Annotated in this window: 12 protein-coding genes; 6 read left to right on the top strand and 6 right to left on the bottom strand. The window is 67.7% G+C overall.

Going from position 1 to position 14,668, the window contains the following annotated elements; all coding sequences use genetic code 11:
- Positions 1-24 precede the first annotated feature (24 nt).
- Genes PSR88_RS27980 through PSR88_RS27995 form a run of 4 tightly spaced genes read right to left on the bottom strand, consistent with a single transcriptional unit; the run spans position 25 to position 3,641 of the window.
- Entirely contained in the window at positions 25-1,503 is a 1,479-nt protein-coding gene (locus PSR88_RS27980) for an FAD-dependent oxidoreductase (protein ID WP_016883560.1), read from the bottom strand.
- Positions 1,503-2,684 carry a zinc-dependent alcohol dehydrogenase gene (locus tag PSR88_RS27985; protein WP_016883559.1) on the bottom strand — a complete coding sequence of 394 codons (1,182 nt, stop codon included), beginning with the start codon at positions 2,682-2,684 and terminating at the stop codon, positions 1,503-1,505. The genes PSR88_RS27980 and PSR88_RS27985 overlap by 1 nt, the downstream gene beginning before the upstream one ends.
- On the bottom strand, positions 2,681-3,088 hold the full coding sequence (locus tag PSR88_RS27990) for a ChaB family protein (protein ID WP_009478767.1): 408 nt from the start codon (positions 3,086-3,088) through the stop codon (positions 2,681-2,683). The genes PSR88_RS27985 and PSR88_RS27990 overlap by 4 nt, the downstream gene beginning before the upstream one ends.
- A gap of 58 nt (positions 3,089-3,146) precedes the next feature.
- Positions 3,147-3,641, bottom strand: a complete 495-nt coding sequence (locus PSR88_RS27995; protein ID WP_009478768.1) for a CinA family protein — start codon at positions 3,639-3,641, stop codon at positions 3,147-3,149.
- Between the two features lie 174 nt (positions 3,642-3,815).
- Here PSR88_RS27995 and PSR88_RS28000 point away from each other — a divergent pair, with 174 nt between their 5' ends.
- Complete coding sequence (locus PSR88_RS28000) at positions 3,816-5,393, top strand: AMP-binding protein (RefSeq protein WP_016883558.1); 1,578 nt, start codon at positions 3,816-3,818, stop codon at positions 5,391-5,393.
- Between the two features lie 111 nt (positions 5,394-5,504).
- Complete coding sequence (locus PSR88_RS28005; RefSeq protein ID WP_009478770.1) at positions 5,505-6,671, top strand: FAD-binding oxidoreductase; 1,167 nt, start codon at positions 5,505-5,507, stop codon at positions 6,669-6,671.
- A gap of 9 nt (positions 6,672-6,680) precedes the next feature.
- Here PSR88_RS28005 and PSR88_RS28010 read toward each other — a convergent pair whose 3' ends face one another.
- Positions 6,681-7,433 carry an FAD-binding oxidoreductase gene (locus PSR88_RS28010; RefSeq protein WP_016883557.1) on the bottom strand — a complete coding sequence of 251 codons (753 nt, stop codon included), beginning with the start codon at positions 7,431-7,433 and terminating at the stop codon, positions 6,681-6,683.
- 59 nt (positions 7,434-7,492) lie between these two features.
- Positions 7,493-8,713, bottom strand: coding sequence for a globin domain-containing protein (locus PSR88_RS28015; protein WP_009478772.1), 1,221 nt, complete (start codon positions 8,711-8,713; stop codon positions 7,493-7,495).
- A gap of 191 nt (positions 8,714-8,904) precedes the next feature.
- Here PSR88_RS28015 and PSR88_RS28020 point away from each other — a divergent pair, with 191 nt between their 5' ends.
- The 4 genes from PSR88_RS28020 (at position 8,905) to PSR88_RS28035 (ending at position 14,640) form a co-directional block, all read left to right on the top strand.
- Positions 8,905-9,942 carry an alpha/beta hydrolase gene (locus PSR88_RS28020; protein ID WP_009478773.1) on the top strand — a complete coding sequence of 346 codons (1,038 nt, stop codon included), beginning with the start codon at positions 8,905-8,907 and terminating at the stop codon, positions 9,940-9,942.
- A 168-nt stretch (positions 9,943-10,110) separates the two neighbouring features.
- A complete protein-coding gene (clpB, locus tag PSR88_RS28025; protein WP_009478774.1) occupies positions 10,111-12,663 on the top strand; it encodes an ATP-dependent chaperone ClpB in 2,553 nt (850 codons plus the stop codon).
- Between the two features lie 143 nt (positions 12,664-12,806).
- Positions 12,807-13,742, top strand: coding sequence for a DUF5666 domain-containing protein (locus PSR88_RS28030; protein WP_011597694.1), 936 nt, complete (start codon positions 12,807-12,809; stop codon positions 13,740-13,742).
- 94 nt (positions 13,743-13,836) lie between these two features.
- Positions 13,837-14,640: a hypothetical protein gene (locus tag PSR88_RS28035; protein ID WP_016883555.1), complete on the top strand. Its 804-nt coding sequence runs from the start codon at positions 13,837-13,839 to the stop codon at positions 14,638-14,640.
- Positions 14,641-14,668: the final 28 nt, after the last annotated feature.

Raw genomic sequence — 14,668 nt, forward strand, 5'->3', positions numbered from 1 at the left:
GGCCCGCGGCCAATCGGGTGGGGATCAGAGCCGTCGGAGATCGGTGGTTGCGGGGCCCTCGAGAAGTGTTCCGCCGGCAGTGAATCGGGACCCGTGCAGCGGGCAGTCCCACGACGCCTCCGCATCGTTCCAGCGGAGCACACCACCGAGGTGCGGGCAGACGGCGCAGACCCGCTCGGTGTGACCGTTCGAGGTGTACTCGCCGACGGGCAGCAGTCCCTCTCGCACGATGCGAGCCCGGCCCTTCCCGCGTTGTCTCCCCACGAGTGCGTCGCCCCAGCCCGCAGCCATCTCCCTCGCCACCTCGCCGTTCGCCTTCACCGCCGCGGGAAGGTCGAAAAGCTGCGTCGGCGAATAGCTCTGGAAGGCCTCCGCCCACCGCATGTGGCCACCGAGAATGCGTCCGGCGAGCGCAAGAGCGGCGGCGACGCCGTTCGAGAGTCCCCACTTTCCGTACCCCGTCGCGACGAGAATGCCGTCTCTGCCGGGAACCAGTGGGCCGACGTAGGGAAGCGCGTTCAGCGAGGAGTAATCCTGCGCCGACCAGTGGTGGGTCGGCGTCGCCCCGGGAAAGTGACGGCCGGTCCAGGCCAGCAGATCGTCGACCGCGGCCTGTGGCGACGTGCTTCGCCCGACGTCGTGACCGTTGCCGCCGACGACCAGAACACGGCCGTCGTCGGCCGGGCGCAGCGACCGTGTGGGCTGATCGGCGGTCAGGTACATGCCGCCGGGGGCACCGCCCGGCACCCGGAACGCCGCCGCATAGGATCGCTCCGCCGTCAGCCGCGCGAAGAATCCTCCGCGGTCGAGGATCGGCGTTCCCGTCGCGAGAACCACACGGCGGGCTTCGATGTCGCCGTCCGGCGTCGACAGGACGTGGAATCGCACCAGCGTCCGGACCGATGTCACGCGACGGTGCTCGAACACGTCGCCGCCGTGCGTGATCAGGTCGCGGGCCACCGCATGGAGAACGGGCATCGGGTCCAGGAACGCCTGGTCGTCGATTGTGACGGCGTCGACGCGGGGCACCGGGATGTCGAGTTCCGGCACCAGGCGGACGGGCAGGCCCGCCGATCGGGCGGCCGTGTACTGAGCGCGCACCGCGTCGACGCCGGACTCGGTCTGCGCGAACGTGAAATCCGGTGCCGTACCGACGGGAATCTCGCGGTCGTGGCAGTACCGGAGCAGCCACTGCTGGCCCTCCAGATTTCCCTCGACGTACGACCGCAGGATGTGCACCGCGTGACGTCGGCCGATCTCGGCGAGCCGGGTACCTTGCAGCACACTGACCTTGCCCGTGGTGTTCCCCGTCGTGACGGCGCCGATGGTCCGCGCTTCCACGACGGCGACGTGTTGTCCCGCACGGGCGAGCAGCAACCCGAGGATCAGTCCGGTCACCCCCGCGCCCACCACCACGGTGTCGTACCGTCCACGTTCGTCCCATGACCGCCCGGTGACCGCACCGCGGTGCCCGGCGACGTGATCGAGCCACAGAGAAGGCATTACGGCTTCAGGAGAATCTTCACAGCGCCGTCTTCCTTCTTCTGGAAGATCTCGTACGCGTGCGGCGCGTGGTCCAGTGGCAGTTCGTGAGTGGCGAACATGTCGACGCCCAGGGGGTCGGCGTCGGTGAGCAACGGCAGAATGTCCGGGACCCACCGCTTCACGTTGGCCTGGCCCATCCGCACCTGAATCTGCTTGTCGAACAGGGTGAGCATCGGTATCGGGTCGGCCATTCCGCCGTACACCCCGATGAGCGAGAGGGTGCCGCCGCGCCGCACGATGTCGATGGCCGAGTACAGGGCGTGCAGCCGGTCGATTCCCACCGTCGACATCAGCGGGCCCGCGAGGGCGTCGGGCAGGTACGACGTGACCTGTTGCAGGAGTTTCGCGCCGGGGGAGCCGTGCGATTCCATGCCGACGGCGTCGATGACGGAATCGGGGCCGCGGCCGCCGGTCATCTCCCGGATCACGTCGCCGAGTTCGCCCTCGGCGTCGGTCAGGTCGACCGTCTCGATGTGTCGTGCCTGCGGGCGGGCGAGACGCTCGGGCACGAGATCCACGCCGATGACACGAAAACCCTTGTGCGCAGCGATGCGTGCCGCCATGTCACCGATCGGCCCGAGCCCGAGAACGACGACGGAACCGCCGTCGGGTATGTCCGCGTACTCGACGGCCTGCCACGCCGTCGGCAGCACGTCGGACAGGTACACGAAGCGCGAATCCGGTGGGCCGTCGGGAACCGTGATGTGGGTGTTCTTCACGTGCGGCACCCGAAGATACTCGGCCTGGCCGCCGGGAACGCTCCCGTACAGTTTCGAATACCCGAACAGCGCCGCACCCGTACCCTCGTCCCGGTTCTGGGTGATCTCGCACTGCGTGAACAGCTTTCGGTCGCACATGTGGCAATTGCCGCAGGATATCTGGAACGGGATCACCACCCGGTCGCCGACCTTCACGTCGGTCACCTCGGACCCCACCTCGCGGACGATGCCCATCGGTTCGTGGCCGAGGATGTCGCCCTCGCTCATGAACGCGCCGAGCACCTCGTACAGGTGGAGGTCGGAGCCGCAGATGTTGGTGGTGGTGATCTCGACGATCGCGTCGGTCTTCTGTTCGATCACGGGGTCGGGGACGGTGTCGACGCTGACCTTCCGTTTGCCCTGCCACGTCACGGCTCTCATCGGGCTCTCCGGTTCGCCTTCTCGATCGCGTCGACGAGTTCGTCCTTGGTCATCGTGGACCGGCCGTGTATGTCGAGCCGCTGCGCGATGTGCACGAGATGGTCTTTGCTCGCATTGGCGTCGACTCCCTCGGCCGTCTCACCGGACGCGTTCGGGCCGCCGCTCTTCGCGCGCTCGTCCGACGGGCCCTTCTCGTCCTTGGCCTCCCAGTGGTCCCCGACCTTCTCGTAGCTGTGTTTGAGGGCGTCGTACGCGACGCGATGCGCCCGTTCCTCGTCCCCGTACTGATCCATTGCGGAGTCGTACACCTTGGCGAACGTGCGCTGCGCCTTCTCGGACGACTTCTTCAGCGTCTCGGGGAGCTCGCTCTTCTTCGGCTTGCCGCTGTCGGTGGTCTTCGGCACGGAATTCCTCCTCGGGTGTAGCGGTGCCCGTTCGGACGAATACCCGACTCTCGGAGATCTATGCGAGCGGCGGAGGAACTCGACCGGGCGCGGAGACCAACGCCTGCTCGAGCAGTTCCAGGGCACGGTCGGTCGTTGCGGTCACGACGTCCTGCGGTTCACCGTCGAATCGGTGCATCTCGGTGTCGATGCGGCCGTGAGCGAAGAGTCCGAACCAGACGGTCCCCGGCGGTTGCCCGTCCTGAGGGTCGGGGCCGCCCGCACCGGTCACCGCGACGGCGATGTCGGCTCCGAGCAGTTCGGCGACCGCTCCGGCCATCGCGCGGGCACTGGCCTCGCTGACGACGGGACCGTCCGGCACCTTCAGCACCCGGTGCTTCACTTCGCTGGAATACGCGACCACGCTGCCCCGATACCAGTCGGAGGAGGCGGGCGCCGCGCCGAGAATGCACGAGATCTGCCCGCCGGTGAGCGATTCCGCCGTTGCGAGGAAGACGTGCGCGCTCTGCGCAGCGGTCGATATCCGTTCTGCGATTCGGTGCTGCGGACTCATGGACCTCACGTTATCGGACGTGTTCCGGCGCGGAGTTGCCGTCGGCACCCGCGAGCTAGGTGGAACAGGTTTCAGTTTTGCCGGTTTCCGGTTAGGGTGTCGGTGACCCAGGACACAGAAAATCCAGGCCGCCGGACCACGCGCCTCGGCGTCGCGGGAGTAGAAGGATTACAGATGACCGACGAGTTCGCAGATCTGCATCGACCCGCCTTCGCTGCAGACCTCCTCATCACTGCACTGGAACGCAACTCCGACAAGCCTGCGCTCTACCTCGGCGACGTCGTCCTCACCGGCGGTGAGATGCGCGATCAGATCAGTTGCTTTGCGCAGGCACTGGCTTCGCTCGGAATCGGTAAGGGCACGAGCACCGCCATGCTGTCCAAGAACAGGCCCGAAGTGCTCATCAGCATGGGCGCCACCATGATCTCCGGATGCCGCGCCAGCGCGCTGAACCCGATGGGCTCGCTCGACGACCATCTGTACATCGTCGGCGACGCCGAGATCCAGACGTTGATCTTCGATCCCACCGCCTTCGAGGAGCGCGCCGCCGAACTGGTGGCGCAGTCGCCCTCGATCGAGAACGTGTTGTCGTTGGGGCCGTCCGAAGTGGGCACCGACATTCTCGCGCTCGCCGAGACGTTCACCCCGCGACGCCTGCGGGCGGCGGACGTGGCCGCCGACGACAACAGCAGCATGGTCTACACCGGCGGCACCACCGGCAAGCCCAAGGGCGTCGTCGGCTCGTACCAGTCCGGCGCGACGCTCAATCAGATCCAGATGGCCGAATGGCAGTGGCCCGACGAACCGCGTTTCCTCATCTGCACGCCGCTGTCGCACGCCGGCGCCGCGTTCTTCATCCCGACCCTGCTGCGTGGTGGCGCGCTGATCGTGCTGCCCGCGTTCGAGCCCGGTGCCGTCCTCGAGGCGATCGAGAAGCACAAGATCTCGGCCACGATGCTCGTCCCCACCATGATCTACCTGCTGATGGATCACCCCGACCTGCCGAAGCGGGACGTGTCCAGCCTGCAGACGCTGTTCTACGGCGCTTCGGCGATGTCGCCGGCCCGGTTGAAGGAGGGCATCGAGAAGTTCGGCCAGATCTTCTTCCAGTTCTATGGCCAGACCGAATGCGGAATGACCATCGCGGTGCTGCGGAAGGAAGAGCACCTCGCGGACGATCCCAGCCGGCTCGCGACGTGCGGGCGTCCCGTGCCCTGGCTGAACGTCGCCCTGCTCGACGACGACCTGAACGAGGTCCCGCAAGGTGAGCTCGGCGAGATCTGCGTCCGCGGCCCGCTGGTCATGAAGGGGTACTGGAAGAAGCCCGACGAGACCGCCGAGGCGTTCCGCGGTGGCTGGCTGCACACGGGCGACGTCGCGCGCAGGGACAAAGACGGTTTCATGACGATCGTCGACCGCAAGAAGGACATGATCGTTACCGGCGGATTCAACGTGTTCCCCCGGGAGATCGAGGACGTCATCTCGGCGCATCCCGCCGTCGGCTCGGTCGCGGTGGTCGGCGTTCCGGACGAGAAGTGGGGCGAGGCCGTCAAGGCGTGCGTCGTGTTACGGGCCGGGCAGACGGTCGATGCCGCCGAACTCGTCGAACGGGTACGGGCCGCGAAGGGATCGGTGCACGCCCCCAAATCGATCGACTTCGTCGACGCGCTGCCGCTGACCCCGCTCGGAAAACTGGACAAGAAGGCGCTGCGCTCCCGGTACTGGGAAAGTGCAGACCGAGCGGTCGGATAGCACTACCAGGGCAGGAAACAAGGGACCTGGTCTGCGGCGTGGCGCCCGCGCCTATAGTCTGCCCAAGTACTTCGCGGCGGGGCCGCGTTCGGTCGGTGACGAGGATGCGCGGTGGATTCACAGGCAATATCGCTGGTCCGGTCGAGTTTCAAGGCTATCGCGGCGGTGCCGGACGGGCCTCAGACTCTGTCGCGGTCCTTCTATGCCCTGCTGTTCGCGCGGTATCCCGACGCCCGGGACTTCTTCCCCGCGGCCATGGACGCGCAGCGCGACCGGTTGATCTCCGCCGTCCAGTACGTGATCGAACGGCTCGAGGAGGAATCCGGGCAGATCCTCGCCTACCTCGCCCAGCTCGGCCGCGACCACCGCAAGTACGGAATCGAGGACGCGCACTACGTCGCCGTCGGCAACTCCCTGATCGCCGCGGTCGAGCAGTTCCCCTCGACCGAGCCGTGGACCGACGAACTCGAGCAGGCGTGGCGCGACGTCCTCGCCGTCGTCGCCGCCACCATGATGGATGCGGCCAACGCCGAGAGCGGCCCGCCGGCGTGGGGCGCGACCGTGATCGAGCACCTTCAGGTCCGCAAGGACGTGTCGATCGTCCGCCTGCAACTCGACGAGCCGATGACCTACACCGCCGGCCAGTACGTGAGCGTGCAGGTGCCGTCGCGTCCCCGGATGTGGCGGTACCTGTCACCGGCGAACCCCGCCAACGACCAGGGCATCATCGAGTTCCACGTCCGACGGGTGTCGGGCGGTTGGGTCAGCCCCGCCATCGTCAGCCAGACCCTCGTGGGTGAGCGGTGGGCGATCGGATCCCCGCTCGGCGACCTGGGAGTCCGCTACGGCAACAGTCGCGACATCCTCATGATCGGATCGGGGACGGGCATCGCCCCGCTGCGCGCGCAGATCCTCCAGATGTCGCAACGCGGACAGGACCGCCGCGTCCACCTCTTCTTCGCCGGCCGGTACCCCTGCGACCTCTACGACCTGGGCACCCTGTGGGCACTCGCGGAGCAGAATCCGTGGCTGACCGTCGTCCCGGTCACCGAGGAGGACGAGGACCCGTGGTGGTACACCGGCCCGAGCAGCGCCGCGTTGCCCGGCATGCACCGCCGGCTGACCGGCAAAGTGGGGCAGGTCGTCGCCGACTTCGGGACGTGGGCCGAGCGCGACATCCAGCTCGTCGGCTCCGACGCGATGATCAACACCACCAAGTTCCGGCTGCACGCGGCGGGCACTCCGCCGGAAAACATCCGGCACGATCCGTCCTACTGACCCGAAGGCTCAGTACGGGTCGAACTGAATGTTCGCCGTGGGCGTCCCGGTGTCGCGGAGACGGTCGAGGGTGGCGCGGACCATCGCCGCCGAACCGCACACCAGCACCTGGTGCTCGGTGAACGCGCCGTAGGACGTCACGACGTCGGGCAGTGAGCCCTCGATGAGATCGTCCTCGGTGAACCCCACGTCCACTCTGGTGTGCTCGTACCATTCGTCGGTCCAGTCCGGATTCACGACGTTCTCCACCACCGGAATGACGGTGAGCCACGGCAGATCCTGCAGCAGCAGGTAGAGCATGTCCGACGCGTAGAGATCGCGCGGCGTCCGATCGCCCGTGAACAGGAACACCCGCGGCGGATTCGGCCTGCGCGACAGGTCCAGCAGGATCGACCGGAACGGGGCCAGGCCGGTGCCGCCGGCGATCATGATGACGTCCGGCCCGTCCTCGTCGACGGACATCGTGCCGCGCGGTTCGAGGATCTGCCAGTGGTCGCCGGGCGACGTCCCCGTGACGATGTCGCCGCTGACCCAGCCGCCGGGAACCGTCCGAACGTGGAATTCGAGCTTGCCGTCCAACGACGGCGGCAGAGCGGGGGAGAGTCTGCGCAGCAGCCGCGGGTTCTGGGGCACGCTCACGTCCACGTACTGCCCCGGCACGAACGGGACGTAATCACCGACGAGGCGGATCACGGCGAGGTCGTGCCGCAGACGGTGATGCTCGACGACGGTGCTGGTCCAGGTGGTCTGCGTGGCTTGCATGGCGTGATGTTCTCCCGACGGTCGAACCGGATGGCGGATGGGCGGGGACGGCTGCGGAACTAGATCAGGGGGTCGTGCCGGATCAGTTCGGGCGGTGTACCGCCGCCCTGCAACGCGTACACGGTGGTCTTGATCATCGCCGGCGAACCGGAGATCTGGATCTGCCGGTCCGCCCACGACCCGAACCGGGCGACGACGCGGCCGAGCTGCCCCTGGAGTCGTTGATGCAATCCCGGCGGCGCCTCCGGAGCGGGAATCGTGTGCCACCACGGGTCCTCGTCCTCCTCCGACACGGGAACCACGGTCAGCCACGGATTGCTCAGCGACAGATGCCACAGGGTCTCGATGTCGTACAGATCGCACGGGTACTTGCCGCCCACGAACATGTGGACCCGCGGATTGTTCGACCGCATCGCCATTTCCATCACCTGGGCGCGCAGCGGCGCGATGCCCGTCCCCGAACCGATCATCAGGACGTCCTGCCCGCTGTCGCGGTCGACCTCGAGGCCACCGAGCGGGGAGCTGAGCAGCCAGCGGTCGCCCACCTGCGTCTCGTTCACGATGGCGGGGCTCACCCACCCACCCGACACGCGGCGCACGTGGAACTCGAGCTGACCGTACGGATTGGCGGGGATGGCCGCCGACAGATACCGCCACATCCGGGGCCGTTGCGGGATCTGGACGCTGAGGTACTGGCCCGCACCGTAGGGGATGGGGGAGTCGGTCTCGAGACGGACGATCGCGAGGTCGTCGAGGCGGCGTTCGTGATCGACCACGGTGGCGCCCCACGCGGCGGGCAGGTCGTCGTTGTCCGCGGCGTCGGCCATCGTGTGGAGGAGGAGGTCGAGCAGTTCCGTCCAGGCCGCGGTCAGCGAGGGTGTCCAGATGGCCTGGGTGAAGGAGCTCTGCACGGAGACCAGCAGCGCATTGCCCGACGCGAAGTAGTGCCTGCCCTCGACGCCGTACTTGCGGTGGTCGCGGCCGAGCTGGCTCAGGAAACCGAGGACCCGGCCCTCGTCGTCGAGGTTGTCGATGACGAACTGCAGTGCCTGGAACAGGCGGTGGCCCTGCTGATCCAGCGCAGCAGGGAAGAGCGCGCGGAATTCGGGGTGTTCGGCGAACAGGGTGGCGTAGAACGTGGTGGTGAGCCGGTTGCGTCCGTGTTCGGTGGACACGATCGACGAAAAGCTGGCGCGCAGACGCGAAATCACGAGCGGATCGAGGCAATCTCGTGTCAAGCCGTCCCCTGCCTCCGTGCCTGCTGATTCGAACACCCGCATTCTAGCCGTCCCGCGCGCGGACCCGGGGTTACGGCAACGGCCGGTTGGGCGTTCGCCCCCGGTATTTCGGTGGGTCGCCATTGAGCTGTGACCACCGGCAAGGCACGATGCATCCAGTAAACAGGCGGCGTTACCGAGGGGGGCCCATGAGAGTTGGCTGTGTGCGGGATCGGGGTCGGTTTCGTCCGGGGGTGGCCGGTTCGGTCCGGGTTCGCCGGACCGCCGCCGCCGTCGTGGCGGCCGTGATGTTGACGGTGATCAGCGGCGGAAGCGTCGTCTCGGCGGAACCACGGACGACGATCGAGTCGATCTCGGCCGACGAGGCGCCCGACGGTTCGCGGTTGATCGAAGTCACCCCGGTGGGTGAATCGCAGATGAGCTTCACCGTCCACTCGACCGCCATGGACAAGGACATCACCGTCCGGGTCATCCGGGCCGCGTCGGAGAAGCGTCCCACCGTCTACATGCTCGGCGGCGTCGAGGGGAACTCCGAGCAGTTCGGCTGGGAGCAGAAGGCGGACATCGAGAAGTTCTTCTCCGACAAGGACGTCAACGTGGTCATCCCGTTCGGTGGCCAGTCCAGTTACTACGCGGACTGGAAGCAGGACGATCCCGAACTCGGGCGGAACAAGTGGCAGACGTTCCTGACGAAGGAACTGCCGCCCATCGTCGACTCGGCGCTCGAGACGACCGGGAAGAACGCCATCGCCGGGCTGTCCATGTCGGCCACCAGCGTGCTCAACCTCGCGATCTCCAAGCCCGGGCTGTATCAGAGCGTCGGGGCGTACAGCGGGTGCGCGATGACGAGCGACCCGGTGGCGCGCCGGTTCGTCGAGATCACGGTGTCGGACTTCGGCGGCAACCCCGAGAACATGTGGGGTGCGGCCAACGATCCGCTGTGGGCCGCGAACGATCCGTACGTCAACGCGGAGAAGCTCCGGGGGACCACCCTCTACATCTCCAACGGCAGCGGGCTGCCGGGACCGTACGACACTCTCGACGCCCGGACCGTCGGCGGCGACCGCCGCAACCTCGCGACGCAGGTCGTGGTCGGTGGTGTCATCGAGGCCGTCACCAACGACTGCACGATGCGGCTGGCGGAGAAACTCCGCGCCCTGGACATTCCGGCCACGGTCGACCTCCGGCCGGTCGGAACACACTCGTGGGGGTACTGGCGCGACGACCTGTCCGCGTCCTGGCCGACGATGGCGGCCGCGATCGGGGCCTGACATCCCGCCCCGCGAAGCGTCGCGGGGCGACAGAATGGGTGTAGCGGAAAATTTTCAAAGTTGAGCGGAACAGACTCAACCCTTCGCGCGTTAAAAAGATGACAGCGTCGCCACGTGCCACTCGGCCGCAGGCGGCGGACCGCTCTACAACGCCAGAAGAGGTGAACAGTGGACTCGTTCAATCCGACCACCAAGACCCAGGCCGCGATGACCGCTGCGCTCCAGTCGGCGTCGTCGGCCGGTAATCCCGACATCAGGCCCGCGCACCTGCTCGTGGCCCTGCTCGACCAGACCGACGGCATCGCCGCCCCGCTACTCAAGGCGGTCGGCGTCGATCCCACCGTGGTCCATCGTGAAGGGCAGGATCTCGTCGACCGGCTGCCCAAGACGACGGGCGCCACGACCACACCGCAGCTCGGCCGCGAGGCCCTCGCCGCACTCACCGCAGCACAGCACCTCGCCACCGAACTCGACGACGAGTACGTGTCGACGGAACACCTGATGGTCGGTCTCGCCTCGGGTGAGTCGGACGTGGCCGGACTGCTGAAGCGGCACGGCGCCACCCCCGAGGCGCTGCGTGATGCGTTCACTACGGTCCGCGGCAGTGCGCGCGTCACCAGCCCGGATCCGGAAGGGACGTACCAGGCGCTCGAGAAGTACTCCACCGACCTCACCGCGCTGGCCCGCAACGGCAAGCTCGACCCGGTGATCGGCCGCGACAACGAGATCCGCCGCGTCGTGCAGGTACTCAGCCGCCGGACCAAGAACAACCCGGTGCTGATCGGCGAACCCGGTGTCGGCAAGACCGCCATCGTCGAGGGACTCGCCCAGCGCATCGTCGCAGGCGACGTTCCCGAATCGCTGCGCGGCAAGTCCGTGATCTCCCTCGACCTCGGATCGATGGTGGCGGGCGCCAAGTACCGCGGCGAGTTCGAGGAGCGACTCAAGGCCGTCCTCGACGACATCAAGAACTCGGCCGGTCAGGTCATCACGTTCATCGACGAGCTCCACACCATCGTCGGTGCGGGTGCCACCGGTGAGTCCGCGATGGACGCGGGCAACATGATCAAGCCGATGCTCGCCCGAGGTGAGCTGCGGCTCGTCGGCGCGACCACGCTCGAGGAGTACCGCAAGTACATCGAGAAGGACGCCGCCCTCGAACGTCGCTTCCAGCAGGTGCTGGTGGGTGAACCCTCCGTCGAGGACACCGTCGGCATCCTGCGCGGGCTCAAGGAGCGGTACGAGGTGCACCACGGTGTGCGCATCACCGACTCCGCGCTCGTCGCCGCCGCCACGCTCAGCGACCGCTACATCACGTCCCGGTTCCTGCCGGACAAGGCGATCGACCTCGTCGACGAGGCCGCGTCCCGGCTGCGGATGGAGATCGACTCGCGACCCGAGGAGATCGACACCGTCGAACGCATCGTCCGCCGGCTCGAGATCGAGGAGATGGCGCTGCAGAAGGAATCCGACGCGGCGTCGAAGGACCGGCTCGAAAAGCTGCGGCAGGAACTGGCCGACGAACGCGAGAAGCTCAACCAGCTGACCACCCGCTGGCAGAACGAGAAGCAAGCCATCGACTCCGTGCGCGGGGTCAAGGAGCAGCTCGAGACGCTGCGCGGCGAGGAGGAACGCGCCGAACGCGACGGCGACCTCGGCCGGGCCGCGGAGCTGCGGTACGGCCGCATCCCGCAGCTCGAGAAGGAACTCGAGCAGGCGGCCCGCGAGTCCGGCGCCGCCGCCGACGGCGACGTCATGCTCAAGGAGGAAGTGGGTCCCGACGACGTCGCAGACGTGGTCGCGGCATGGACCGGCATCCCGGCCGGCCGCATGATGGAGGGCGAGACCGCCAAGCTGCTGCGGATGGAATCCGAACTCGGCAAGCGGGTCGTCGGCCAGGAAGAGGCCGTCGTCGCCGTATCGGATGCGGTTCGCCGCGCCCGCGCCGGAGTCGCCGACCCCAACCGGCCCACCGGTTCGTTCCTGTTCCTCGGGCCCACCGGCGTCGGCAAGACTGAACTCGCGAAATCCCTCGCCGACTTCCTGTTCGACGACGAGCGCGCCATGGTCCGCATCGACATGTCCGAGTACAGCGAGAAGCATTCGGTGGCCCGGCTCGTCGGCGCCCCGCCCGGATACGTCGGGTACGAGGCGGGCGGCCAGCTCACCGAGGCCGTGCGACGGCGTCCGTACACGGTGGTGCTGTTCGACGAGGTGGAGAAGGCGCACCCCGACGTGTTCGACATCCTGCTCGCCGTCCTCGACGAAGGCCGGCTGACGGACGGTCAGGGACGCACCGTCGACTTCCGCAACACCATCTTGATCCTCACGTCCAACCTCGGTGCGGGTGGATCGCGGGAGCAGGTGATGGATGCGGTGCGGCACGCGTTCAAGCCGGAGTTCATCAACCGGCTCGACGACGTCGTGATCTTCGAGTCGCTCACGGAAGAGCAGCTCGAGTCCATCGTCGACATCCAGCTCGACCAGCTGTCCCGCCGGCTCGCGGCGCGGCGGCTGACGCTGGATGTATCCGACTCGGCCCGCTTCTGGCTGGCGGTCCGCGGCTACGACCCCATGTACGGGGCCAGGCCGCTGCGCCGGCTGATCCAGCAGGCGATCGGCGACCAGCTGGCGAAGCTGCTGCTCGCCGGTGACGTCAAGGACGGCGACACCGTCCCCGTGAAGGTGTCCGAGACCGGGGACGCGCTCGTCCTCGGCTGATCCGTGGGTGAGTGGCGCGGTGTGCTCCCGCACGCCGTGCCACTCACCTGTGTTTTCACAGCGACGTCTTAAGTTTCGCCGTTACCCTGGACCGTCCGTAACCGCAGCACACCGGCCAGACGAACCCGAGGGAGGGGCCGATCATGACGAACCCCGACGACCCGCGCACCCCACAGGAACGTGCGTACGACGGAACGGAGTCGTGGACCCCCGACGATTCCGCGTCGAGGGCTGGTGACGAGGACCCCACCCAGGCATGGTCGCGACAGGACCAGCCGACCGAGCACCTCGGATCGGCTGAGCAGCGCACCGAGCACCTGGGTGACGCAGGCAGGCCGACCGAGCAGTTCTACACGTCCGATCCGACCGCTGCGTACGGGCAGAACCAGCCCAATCCCACCCAGGCCTACCCGACCTACGATCCGCGGTACGACCCGCAGGCTCCGCCGCCGAACGCCACGCAGGCGTACCCGCCGTACGACGCCCAGCAGTACCAGGGCGGGTATCCGACGGGGCAGTACCCGAACCCCCAGTACCCGGGCTCGCAGTACCAGGCGCCGGTCGCGGAGAATCCCGAGGAGAAGAAGCCCCGGCGGATCGGCACCTGGATCGCCGCCACGGCAGCCGCACTGCTGTTGATCGCCGTCATCGGTTTCGGTGTCGCCCTCGTCACGTCCGCGCCCAACAACTCCTCGAGCACCACGGCCGCAGGCCCGACCACGTCCCGTCCGCCCGCCACGACAGCGCCGCCGAAGACGACACCGCCGCCGTCGACCACGTCGGAGTCGCCGCTCGATCAACTTCCCGGCGGAATCGGCGAGGCCATCGGCGCTGCGGGCGCCGCGTTCGGAACGATCAGCGCCAATGACGGCTCCACACTCACCCTGGACGCCCTCGGCGGTTCCCGGTTGACGGTTCAGACCAACGCGCAGACCAACGTGATCGCACTCGACGGCACCACGGTCGCCGATCTGAAGCCCGGGTTCACCGTGATGGTGCAGGGAACGAAGGTCGAGAACGGCACGATGATGGCCGAGACGATCATCAGCACCGAGCTGCCGAAGCTCGGCGGTAACTGAGACGATGGGTCCGGGCAAAACCGACACGGGGTGTCCGGGTACCGCTTCGCCTCGTAACGGCGTCGACTCGCTAGGCTGATCACCGATGACGGGAATGTGGTTCGTACTGGCGTTGATCGCACTCGCAGGCGCGTGCGCGCTGCTCTATTTCGATCGCTCGCGTCGAGATCAGACAGGTCGGGTGCGGCAGATCTGGGCCAAGGCCCAGGGCTACACATACGACAACGTCGAAGAGAAGCTGCCCGGCCAGTTCCATCGCGCCGCGCTGGCCAAGCAGGAGTACCTCAGCGCCATCGATGTGGTGAAGGGCGAACGCCGGGGCGAGTCGTTCATTCTGTTCGACCTCGAGGAGACCGCGACCATCGTCGCCGTGCGCCGCCGTGTGGGCTCAGACGTCGACATCGACCTGCGCCTCAAGTCGACCCCGCCGCCGAAGGACTCGGATCTCGAACTCCTCGGTGCCATCGGACCGCGGGTCGTGTTCGCCACCGACCTCGAAATCGCCCGCAGGGTCTGCGATCAGCGCATGGTGGCGTTCACCGAGTCGGTGCCGCCGCACGTGAACATGCTGTGGAGCGAGGGCGAGTGGACCCTCGGTTCGCTGCCCATCGGCAGCAGCGGACGCGAGTGGGATTCGGCCATCGAGGCCGTCGCCCGGCTGTCCGGCATCCTGCACGTCCTGCCCCCGATCACCGAACCGCGGGGACTCGACCGTGGCCACCACGACCCGAGCCGGCCGCGACTGCGGGAAGGCGCTCCCCCCGAGGCGCGTCCCGCGCGTCCGGCGTCTCCCCGGCAGCAGACCCCAGGCGCTCCCCGCCCGCCGGCCCCCGGCGCTCCCCGTCAGCAGACCCCCGGCACTCCTCGCCCGCCGGCCCCCGGCGCTCCGCGCCCGTGAGTGCCTGACGAGTCCTGGGACTCGTTAA

Origin of the sequence: Rhodococcus sp. DK176, assembly GCF_038447315.2 — a bacterium.
Lineage (GTDB): Bacteria > Actinomycetota > Actinomycetes > Mycobacteriales > Mycobacteriaceae > Rhodococcus_F > Rhodococcus_F jostii_A.